Below are 10,379 nucleotides of genomic sequence, written 5' to 3' on the forward strand. Positions count from 1 at the left end.
CCGCCTCTACCGCGCCAGCAACGAAGAAGCCTACGGGGAAATCACCCCGGTTCTGTCCCGCCCGATTAATTGGGAGATCATCGGCCAGCAATACGATCAGATGATCAAATACGCCACCGCGCTCAAGCTCGGCACCGCGGAGTCCGAGACGATCCTGCGGCGTTTCACCCGCGGCGGCCCGAAGCATCCTACGTACCAGGCTTTGGAGGAACTTGGCAGGGCTGTGCGCACGATCTTCGCCGCGGACTACCTCGCTGATGAGGGCCTGCGTCGGGAAATCAATTCCGGTTTGCAGGTGGTGGAGAACTGGAACAGCGGCAACGACGTCGTCTTCTACGGCAAGAACCGGGACCTGACCGGCCCGGATAAGGAAACCACCGAAGTCTCCATGCTCGCACTCCACCTCCTCCAGTCATCGCTCGTGTTGATCAACACGCTGATGCTGCAGGAAGTCCTCGAAACCGCCGAATTCCATGACCTGCTCACCGCTGAGGACTGGCGAGGGTTGACCCCGCTGTTCTGGACCCACATCAACCCCTACGGACGCTTCACCCTCGACCTGAACACCCACCTGGGCCTGGGTCGACAGCAGTACCCGGTCAGCACGCCAGAGCCCGCACCATCAAGGAAAGAGAAGGTCCTGGCATGAACGAATCCCTCCCCGCCCCGGCACGGGCAACTCCCCGGAGCAAAGGGAAACTGATCAGGGGAAAAATCACCCTGCTCGGGTCGAACCCGAAGATCTGGCGGGCCTTCGAGGTCGATTCCAGTCTCTACCTGGACGAATTCCACGACGTCCTGCAGGTGATTATGGCCCGGTACTCCTAGACGTGTCATGAGCCGCCAAGTTTGTGGCCCTAGGAGGTCTCTGCGTGCGATTGTGGTGGGATGAATCTTGGGCTTGTTGATGAATGGACTCTGATCGGGCGGGATTTTGACCTGCTGGGTCAGAAACCGGGGCCGACGAGGATAGGGTTCGCTTTGTTGCTCAAGTTCTTTGAAATCGAGGCAAGATTCCCGGACGGGCCAGATGATTTCGGTCCAGAGTCAGTGGTCTATGTTTCTGAGCAGGTGGGAGTTCCGCCAGAAGATTTCGGTGCCTATGCGTGGATTGGACGGACTATCGAGCGCCATCGCGCCGAGATTCGGACGGTGTTTGGGTTCAGAGAGTTTTCACTCGCTGACGAGGCCGTCTTGGCAAACTGGCTGGCTCAGGAGGTGTGCCCGAGGGAGGTACGTGATGGCGCGCTGGCTGAGGCTTTGGCCGGCCGTTGCCGACAACTGAAGATTGAACCACCTGCCCGAACTTCACGGATCGTTGGTGCAGCAAGGGCTTCTTTTGAGCAAGAGTTCTGCGTCGGCGTTGTTGATCGTCTTGGTCCGGCGGGGGCGGCCCGGTTGGAAGCCGTGATCGTGGATGGCACTGCTGGGTCGTTGCTGGCGGTGTTGAAAGCCGATCCTGGCCCGGCGGGCCTGGAATCATTGTTGGCGGAGGTAGAGAAGCTCTCCGCCGCCCAGACTTTGGACTTGCCGGCTGATTTGTTTACCGGGGTGTCGGAGAAGGTCGTGAACGCGTGGCGCGCCAGAGCGGCCAGGATGTATCCGTCGGATTTCTGGGACACGCCCCCAGCTGCGCGGTTAACCCTGCTGGCGGCGTTGTGTTATCAACGCACAGCGGAGATCACGGACAGCCTGGTCGATCTGCTGCTCGTTTTGGTGTTGAAGATCAATACCAGTGCGGTGAAGAAAGTCGAGAAGGAACTCACCGAGGATCTGAAGCGGGTGCGCGGCAAGACAGAGTTGCTGTTCAAGCTAGCCGAGACCGCCGTGGCCCACCCGGATGAGACAGTCCGGGAGGCGGTGTTTCCTGTGGTGAGCGAGAAAACCCTGCAGCAGCTCGTGAAGGAAGCGAAGGCCAACGAGAGCGTGTTCCAGGGCAAGGTCCGGACCGTGTTGCGGGGGTCGTATTCGAATCATTACCGCCGGATGCTGCCGGCGTTGTTGTCGGTGCTGCAGTTCCGCTGCCATAACACGGCGTTCCGGCCCATTATGGACGCCATCGCACTGCTGAAACAGTATTCCGAGGCGAGGAGCAAAGCCCAGTACTTCAACACCGGCGACGATGTGCCGGTCGTTGGTGTGGTGCCGAAGTCCTGGGCCGGCGCCGTCACTGACGAGAACGGGCGGGTGGAGCGGATCCCGTATGAGCTGTGCCTGCTGGTTTCGTTGCGCGATGCTCTACGCCGTCGGGAAGTCTTCGTCACGGGGGCCAGGAAATGGCGTGATCCGGAGGACGACCTGCCCAAAGACTTTGACGCAACCCGTGAGCTGCACTACGAGGCGCTCCGTCAGCCTCTGGACCCGTCAGCTTTCATTCACGATCTGCAATCCCGGATGACCCGGGCGCTGGAGAGTCTGGACAATGCGCTTCTTGGTGATACGGCAGGCGGGGTCAAGATCACCAAACGCCGAGGTGCCCCGTGGATCATGGTGCCGAAGCTGGAAAAACAGGTTGAACCGCCGAACCTGGGCAAACTCAAAGACGAACTCATCCGTCGTCGGGGAACACTGGATCTGCTGGAAGTTTTCAAGGAAGCGGACTTCCTGACCGGGTGCACGGAAGAGTTTACTTCCATCTCTTCACGGCAAAACCTCGACCAGGACACGCTCCGGCGCCGGCTGCTCATGTGTTTGTTCGGACTGGGGACGAATATGGGGATCAAAGCGATCGCCAACGCCGGCGGACATACTGAGACCGAGCGTGAGCTGCGGCATGTACGCCGGACGTTCATCACCAAAGACGGCCTCCGCCAGGCAATCGTGAAAGTCGTCAACGCCACATTCGAGGCCCGGAACCCGGCCTGGTGGGGTACGGGCAGCGCGTGCGCGTCGGATTCGAAGAAGTTCGGCTCCTGGGAATCGAACCTGATGACCGAATGGCATAACCGCTACGGCGGCCCCGGAGTGATGATCTATTGGCACGTCGAAGAGAAATCGACCTGCATCTACTCCCAGCTGAAGAACTGCTCCTCTTCCGAGGTTGCTGCGATGATCGAAGGCGTCCTGCGCCACGACACCACTGCCGAGATCGAGGCGAACTACGTCGATACCCATGGTGCCTCGATTGTCGGGTTCGCGTTCACCGAGCTCCTGGGCTTCAAGCTGTTGCCGAGGCTGAAGAACATCGGCTCGATCCGCCTCTACCGGGCAGGCAACGCGGAAGCCTACGGCGAAATCAACGAGGTGTTGTCCCGCCCGATTAAGTGGGAGATCATTGCCCAGCAGTACGATCAGATGATCAAATACGCCACCGCGCTCAAGCTCGGCACTGCCGAATCGGAGACGATTCTGCGCCGTTTCACCCGTGGTGGGCCCAAACACCCTACGTACCAGGCCTTGGAGGAACTCGGCCGGGCCGTGCGCACGATCTTCGCGGCCGATTACCTCGCCAACGAAGACCTCCGGCGCGAGATTAATTCCGGGTTGCAGGTGGTGGAGAACTGGAACAGCGGCAACGATGTCGTTTTCTACGGCAAGAACCGGGACCTGACCGGCCCGGATAGGGAAACGACCGAGGTTTCCATGCTCGCACTCCACCTCCTCCAGTCATCGCTCGTGTTGATCAACACGTTGATGCTGCAGGAAGTCCTCGAAGACCCGGTACTCCATGACCTGCTCACGCCTGAGGACTGGCGCGGGTTGACCCCGCTGTTCTGGACCCACATCAACCCCTACGGACGCTTCACCCTCGACCTGAACACCCACTTGGGCCTGGGCCGACAGCAGTACCCGGTCAGCACGCCAGAGTCCGCACCATCAAGGAAAGAGAAGGTCATGACATGAACGAATCCCTCCCCGCCCCGGCACGGGCAACTCCCCGAAGCAAAGGGAAACTGATCAGGGGAAAAATCACCCTGCTCGGGTCGGACCCGAAGATTTGGCGGTCCTTCGAGGTTGATTCGAGCCTCTACCTGGACGAATTCCACGACGTCCTGCAGGTGATCATGGGCTGGGAAAACTCCCACCTTCATTCCTTCACCGACACCAACCCACGCACGCCCGGACGCCGACCCTCCACGACCAGGTCCTGGGCCCCCATCTACGTGCGGGCTGAGGACGATGACGGCTGGTACTCCCCGGAAGAAACCGTCCGGGTGGGGAAAGTCCTCAATGAAGGCTCCACCCCCTTGTTCTACGAATACGACTTCGGAGACGGCTGGACCCACCGCATCGACTGGGACGAAACCGTCAAGAAAACCAGTAGTGATGCCCATGCCAGGGTGATCCGGGGTAAACGGCGGTGCCCGCTCGAAGACTCCGGCGGCATCGGCGGCTACGAACACCTCCTCACGACCCTGGCCAATCTCGACACAGTCGAGGAAACCGAGCGGGAACACGCCCAATGGCTCCACGAATGGGCACAAGGGACCGCCCAACGATCCGGTGGCGAAGAAAACTTCGACCCCGGACACTTCGATCTTGCCGCCGTTAACGCCAACCTCGAGAAACTATTCACTTCAGACCCCGGGGAGGAACGTCTTGGAAATCTTTAGATTTTCAAGACACCGGATCCGACCCAGGAGAACAGGGAAATTTCGCGCCGTGGCACGGAACGGCTATGTCTTGACAAGTCGTCTCATAGCGCGACGTGTCTCAGGCACGTCTTTAGGGGTTTATGGGGCAGACTACGGTCATGGCACTTCTCGGATACACCCGGATCAGCACCGCCGGCCAGGACGACCGGCTCCAACGCGACGCGCTCACCGCTGCGGGTGTCCTGGCCCGGGACATCTACTCCGATGTGACCTCCGGAAGCAAGGAGGCCAAAAGCCGGCCCGGGATGCAAAAGCTCATGGGCTACGCCCAAAGCGGTGACACGATCGTGGTGTGGCGCATCGACCGGCTCGGCCGGTCTCTGCTCGATGTCCTGGGCACCGTCAACGGGCTCCGGGACAAGGGGATCATGGTCCGCTCGATCGCCGACGGCATTGACCCGGAAACCAATACCGGACGCCTGATGTTAAACATGCTTGCCACCTTGGCCGAGTACGAACGCGAACTGATCACAGAACGCGTCAACGCCGGCATCGCTGCCGCCCGCGCCGCCGGGACCATCTTCGGCCGCCCAGTGACCGACCCCGCCCTGACCGCCGAAAAGCTTCAGATCGTCGCCACGGCCCGTTCCGAAGGTAAAACAGCGCACCAGGCCGCCCAGCTGGTCGGCTGGTCCCGGGCCACCCTGTACCGGCACCAGCAAGCCCTGGCCAACAACGCCACCTCAACGAAGCGCTAACTCACTGGCACCTTATGACCCTTCAAGAGTTCTGGGCCTACAAAACTTGGCGGCTCATGACACGTCTAGGAGTACCGGGCCTCATTCAGGCGTTCCCGTCCGGCCCGGACCGCAGCCCTGGCCCGTGCGGTGCGCAGGGCAGGCGCGGCCGCCGTCGTTACTCCCATTGAGCTGCCTGGGCCGTTAGTAGGGGGTGTGAAAATCCTGCGTATAACGGATGACCAAGCACGACGCACAGCACACTGGTCGGAAGCGAATCTAGCTTCATCCAAAGAAAGGACCGCTCCAATGTCGCGCACGAATTCAACGAATCCGGCCCCCGAAATACCGGCCAACGAAATAGCGACCCCGGACACCGCCCCAACCCGACGTCCACCCTGGACGTTCCTGACCAATCACAGCCACGTCCTGCTGGCCGTACACGCGAATCCCCGCGCACTCGTTGATGACGTGGCTGCCACCGTTGGGATCACTCCCAGGGCAACCCTGCACATCTTAAAAGACCTCGAAGAGGCGGGGTACCTCGAACGCATCCGGGAAGGACGCCGCACCCGATATGTGATCCAACCCCGCCAGCACTTCCGCCACCCCGCTACAGCGCATCAAGAGATAGGTTCGCTCCTGGCGATTTTCGCACCCGCCAACGGACATTTACATAAGGAAGCACCATGAAAACCCGAACCAAAGCCATCCTGGGCTCCGTCCTTCTCCTGACCGGGGCCCTGCTGGCTCGCACTTTGAACGACGAATATCGACGAGCACTACGCGGGTGAAAAGCCGAACTCGCCAAGCTGCGGTCGGCCGTATGGCCGGAGCGATTCACCGGCGAATTGCGCGAACCAGCGCGCCCAGAACCGCCCTGAGAATTGCGCCGGCGCCCAGCAAGGGGTTATTCACGCTGCCGACCGTGGCCGGGTGCATGAGCCAGGCAACGCCCAGCGTTGCCCCGACAGGTTAAACGAGACCTGAAAGAGCCGCTGCATATCCGGGTACAACACCGGCACCATGCGGGCTGCCGGTAGAGTCAGTCCCGGCGCACCTTGCACCGGCCATTACTGGCCGCCGCCGGCGGGCAGGTGTTCGTCTTGGGGCCGCGGCTACAGCAATATTCTGGATCCCAGCCAGGCCATGGAAGCCGCCAACCAGATTCAGAAGGCAGGCCACCATGCAGCAGCCGCGGGCATGAGGGCAGACGCACCCGGACGGCGCCGAAACCTGGTCAAGGAGGACATGACAGCCGAACCCAGCGCAATCAGCGCTTAACAAAAGCAAGGATTACGCGGCACTCGCGCGACATCACACATTTCGACTTGACCTATGGCGTTCACGGTTCCAAGCATGGCCGAATACATCACCCACCTCAACGAATAAGAGCCACATGCAGGAAGCTCGTCCAGGACGAGCATGTCAACAAATAAGTGCGACCACCGCGCCCTGTGGGTGAGGCTCGCCACATCTTCGGCTTCTAGTTGCAGTTAAGGTAAAGCTACCCTAACTTTGGATTAGGTGTTCACGCTGGGACACCACACAACGAGAGGCCCTGCATGCTTACCTGCTCCAAACTCACGCCGATGATAGCGCTGGCCTCGGCCGCAGTGCTGACGATGACAGGGTGTGGCGCGAGCACCGAGCCCTCTGGTGCGGGGCAGAGTGAAAGTCCTGCCGCGGGCGGGAGCTCAGAGGCCCTTACCGTCTACAATGCCCAGCACGACAGTCTGACCCAGGCGTGGGCGGATGCGTTCACGGCGGAGACCGGCATTGAGGTCACACTGCGCCAGGGCAGCGACTATGAATTAAGCAACCAGATCATCGCCGAGGGCGAGGCATCCCCGGCGGACGTCTTCCTCACCGAAAATTCTCCAGCCATGACACAGGTGGCAAACGCCGGCCTCTTCGCCGAGGTGAATACCGACATCATCGAGCAGGTGCCCGCCGAATACCGGCCCTCCACCAATATGTGGACCGGCATCGCAGCCCGTTCAACGGTCTTTGTCTATAACGAGGACGCGATTGACGAGTCCGAATTGCCCGAATCCATTATGGACCTGCAGAACGAGCAGTGGAACGGCCGCTGGGGCGCTTCCCCCACCGGCGCCGACTTCCAGGCGATTGTCAGCGCCATGCTCGAACTTGAGGGCGAAGAGGCCACCGCGCAGTGGCTGGCGGCGATGAAGGACAATGCCGAAGCCTATAAGGGCAACACCGCCGTGATGAAGGCGGTCAATGCCGGCCAGATCGACGGCGGCGTCATCTACCACTATTACTACTATGGCGACCAGGCCGAAACGGGAGAAAACAGCGACAACGTAAGTCTGCACTATTTCAAGGACCAGGATCCGGGCGCCTTTGTCAGCGTTTCCGGCGGCGGCGTGCTGGCCTCCAGCGACCAGCCGGATCAGGCGCAGCAGTTCCTCACCTTCATCACCGGCAAGGCCGGCCAGCAGGTACTGCAGGACGGAGATTCCTTCGAGTACCCGGTCGCCAGCGGTGTAGCCCCGAACGAAGCCCTGGTGCCACTGGAGGAATTGGAGGCACCAGAGATCGACGCAGCGAAGCTGAACAGCGAAAAGGTCACCGAACTAATGATCGACGCCGGGCTGCTCTAAGTTCAGGTGATTGATCGAGCTGTGGCGCGCACAGTTAGACAACGGCCGGGGGAAAAGGGCAAACGCTCCGCTCCCCCGGCTGCAGTGCTGTTGCCCGCCGCCCTCGTCACGCTCGCAGCCCTTATCCCGCTGGGCTTCGTGATCACGATGACGGTTGCCACCGGCTGGGAGGAGGCCGCCTATCTGATCTTCCGGCCGAGGGTCGGCGAGCTGGTGATCAACACCGTCTCGCTGATCGCGCTGACCGTGCCACTGACGGTGATGATCGGCGTCGGGACCGCCTGGCTGGTGGAACGTACCAACGTTCCCGGCGCCCGTGGCTGGGCGCTTCTGCTGGCGGCACCGCTGGCTGTACCGGCCTACGTGAACAGCTACGCCTGGATCAGCACCATCCCGACCCTCGCCGGAGTGTGGTCAGGAGTGCTGATTTCCGTGCTGTCCTACTTTCCGCTCGTCTACATTCCCGCCGCGGCCACGCTGCGCCGGCTGGACCCGGCGATGGAACAGTCCGCCGCGTCCCTGGGACTTGGCCCATGGAGCGTGTTCTTCCGGGTCGTGGTGCCGCAGCTGCGCCTGGCCGTCGTCGGCGGGGCGCTGCTGGTCGCCCTGCATCTGCTGGCCGAGTACGGCGCCTTCTCGATGATCCGCTTTAGTACCTTTACGACGGCGCTCATGGGCCAGTATCAGTCCACGTTCAACGGCGCGGCGGCGAATATGCTCGCCGGTGTGCTGGTCCTTTTCTGCCTGTTCTTGTTGCTCGCCGAATCCAGCGGGCGTGGCACCGCACACTACGCCCGGCTCGGCAGCGGGGTTGCGGCCGCTCCCGTTCCGGCACCGCTGGGCCGCTGGCGTCTGCCCGCCGTGTGCGCCCTGGCGGCGGTCATCGCCCTGGCGCTGGGCGTGCCGCTGGCCAATATTGCCCGCTGGCTCATCGCCGGCGGCGCCGAAATTTGGACCGCCGGTCCGCTGGCCGGTGCCCTGGTGCAAACGCTCGGTTACGGGCTCGCTGGGGCGACGGCCACCACGGCGCTCGCGTTCCCTGTCGCCTGGACCGCCGTCCGTTACCCGGGACGTTTGACCCGCATCTTGGAGGGAACCAACTACGTGGCCAGTTCCATGCCCGGCATTGTGGTCGCGCTCGCCCTGGTCACCGTCACCATCAGCTTCGCCCAGCCCATCTACCAGAGTGCCGCCGTCGTCGTCGCCGCCTATGTACTGCTTTTTCTGCCGCGGGCCCTGATTCCCCTGCGGGCCGGAATCGCCCAGGCGCCGCCGGCATTGGAGGAAGCCGCCCGGGTTCTTGGCAAGGCACCGCTGTCAGCGTTTCTGAAGGTGACGCTGCGGCTCTGCGCTCCCGCGGCTGCCGGCGGAGCAGCACTGGTGTTCCTCGGCGTCGTCAATGAATTGACCGCCACCTTGCTGCTCTCGCCCAGCGGCACCTGGACGCTGGCCACCCGGTTTTGGGCGCTGAGCGGAGAAATCGATTACGCCGGCGCCGCGCCGTATGCGCTGCTGATGATTCTGCTCTCGCTGCCGATGACCTACCTGTTATACACGCAATCGCAGAAAGCCGCCGGACGATGAATCACCTGCAGATCAGCAATGTCGCCAAATCGTTTGACCGGACCATGGTGCTGGCCGATGTCAGCCTGACGGTGCACGCGCAAACGACGACGGCGATCGTTGGCCCTTCCGGGAGCGGCAAAACGACTTTGCTGCGGCTGATCGCCGGATTCACCGCTCCCGACGCCGGCAGCATCAGTATCGGCGGAAATCCCATGGCCGACGGCGGCCGCCTCATTCCGGCCCATCGGCGCAATGTGGGCTACGTGGCCCAGGACGGCGCCCTCTTTCCACACCTCTCGGTCGGGCGGAACATCGCCTTCGGACTCAGCGGCCGAGGAAGGATGGTGCAGAAGCGAGTGAACGAACTACTGGAAATGGTCTCGCTCGAACCGTCTTTCGCCCGCCGTCAGCCCCATGAACTCTCCGGCGGTCAGCAACAGCGGGTCGCGCTGGCACGAGCCCTAGCCAAAGAACCCCAGCTGATGCTGCTGGATGAACCGTTCAGCTCGCTCGACGCGGGGCTGCGCGTGGCCACCCGCAAGGCCGTCGCCGCAACCCTTCGAAACGCCGAAGTGACCACTGTACTGGTCACCCACGATCAAGCCGAGGCGCTCTCCTTCGCCGACCAGGTAGCGGTCATGCGGGCCGGGCAGCTCGCCCAGACCGGCAGCCCATTTGTGGTGTACACGCGCCCCGCGGACCGGCAGACGGCGGAATTTCTCGGCGATGCGGTCATCCTCGATGCCGAGCTGCGCGGCACGGTGGCGACCTGCTGCCTCGGTGCAATACCGGTCAAGGACAGGGCCGACGACGGGCCGGTGCAGCTGATGCTGCGGCCGGAACAAATTCGCGTCGTCGATGAAAGTCCGGTCCGCGGAACCGTGGTGGACAGCGACTATTTCGGACCGGAAACC

The 10,379-nt window shown here is 62.2% G+C and carries 9 protein-coding genes; all 9 read left to right on the forward strand.

What is annotated here, in order from left to right; all coding sequences use genetic code 11:
* Nucleotides 1–649: Tn3 family transposase (locus Y707_RS27585; protein WP_253905269.1), on the forward strand; the 649-nt coding region annotated here is incomplete at its 5' end.
* Nucleotides 646–828, forward strand: coding sequence for an IS1096 element passenger TnpR family protein (locus tag Y707_RS27590; RefSeq protein ID WP_035782686.1), 183 nt, complete (start codon nt 646–648; stop codon nt 826–828). The genes Y707_RS27585 and Y707_RS27590, both read left to right, overlap by 4 nt.
* Before the next feature lie 60 nt (nt 829–888).
* Nucleotides 889–3,843, forward strand: a complete 2,955-nt coding sequence (locus tag Y707_RS27595; protein WP_253905270.1) for a Tn3 family transposase — start codon at nt 889–891, stop codon at nt 3,841–3,843.
* Nucleotides 3,840–4,553, forward strand: coding sequence for a plasmid pRiA4b ORF-3 family protein (locus Y707_RS29200; RefSeq protein WP_051442211.1), 714 nt, complete (start codon nt 3,840–3,842; stop codon nt 4,551–4,553). Before Y707_RS27595 ends, Y707_RS29200 begins: the two co-directional genes overlap by 4 nt.
* Before the next feature lie 140 nt (nt 4,554–4,693).
* The gene (locus Y707_RS0119125; RefSeq protein ID WP_035782688.1) at nt 4,694–5,293 is read left to right on the forward strand and encodes a recombinase family protein; all 600 of its coding nucleotides are present in this window, start codon (nt 4,694–4,696) and stop codon (nt 5,291–5,293) included.
* A 288-nt stretch (nt 5,294–5,581) separates the two neighbouring features.
* Nucleotides 5,582–5,965 carry a helix-turn-helix transcriptional regulator gene (locus tag Y707_RS0119130; RefSeq protein ID WP_155853147.1) on the forward strand — a complete coding sequence of 128 codons (384 nt, stop codon included), beginning with the start codon at nt 5,582–5,584 and terminating at the stop codon, nt 5,963–5,965.
* An 899-nt stretch (nt 5,966–6,864) separates the two neighbouring features.
* Nucleotides 6,865–7,899: an iron ABC transporter substrate-binding protein gene (locus Y707_RS0119140; protein WP_253905271.1), complete on the forward strand. Its 1,035-nt coding sequence runs from the start codon at nt 6,865–6,867 to the stop codon at nt 7,897–7,899.
* A 21-nt stretch (nt 7,900–7,920) separates the two neighbouring features.
* Nucleotides 7,921–9,483, forward strand: coding sequence for an ABC transporter permease (locus Y707_RS0119145; RefSeq protein WP_253905272.1), 1,563 nt, complete (start codon nt 7,921–7,923; stop codon nt 9,481–9,483).
* The coding region (locus tag Y707_RS27605) for an ABC transporter ATP-binding protein (RefSeq protein ID WP_035782690.1) at nt 9,480–10,379 on the forward strand (900 nt) is incomplete at its 3' end. The genes Y707_RS0119145 and Y707_RS27605, both read left to right, overlap by 4 nt.

The sequence above is a fragment of the Arthrobacter sp. H14 genome, assembly GCF_000520495.1.
GTDB lineage: Bacteria > Actinomycetota > Actinomycetes > Actinomycetales > Micrococcaceae > Arthrobacter_C.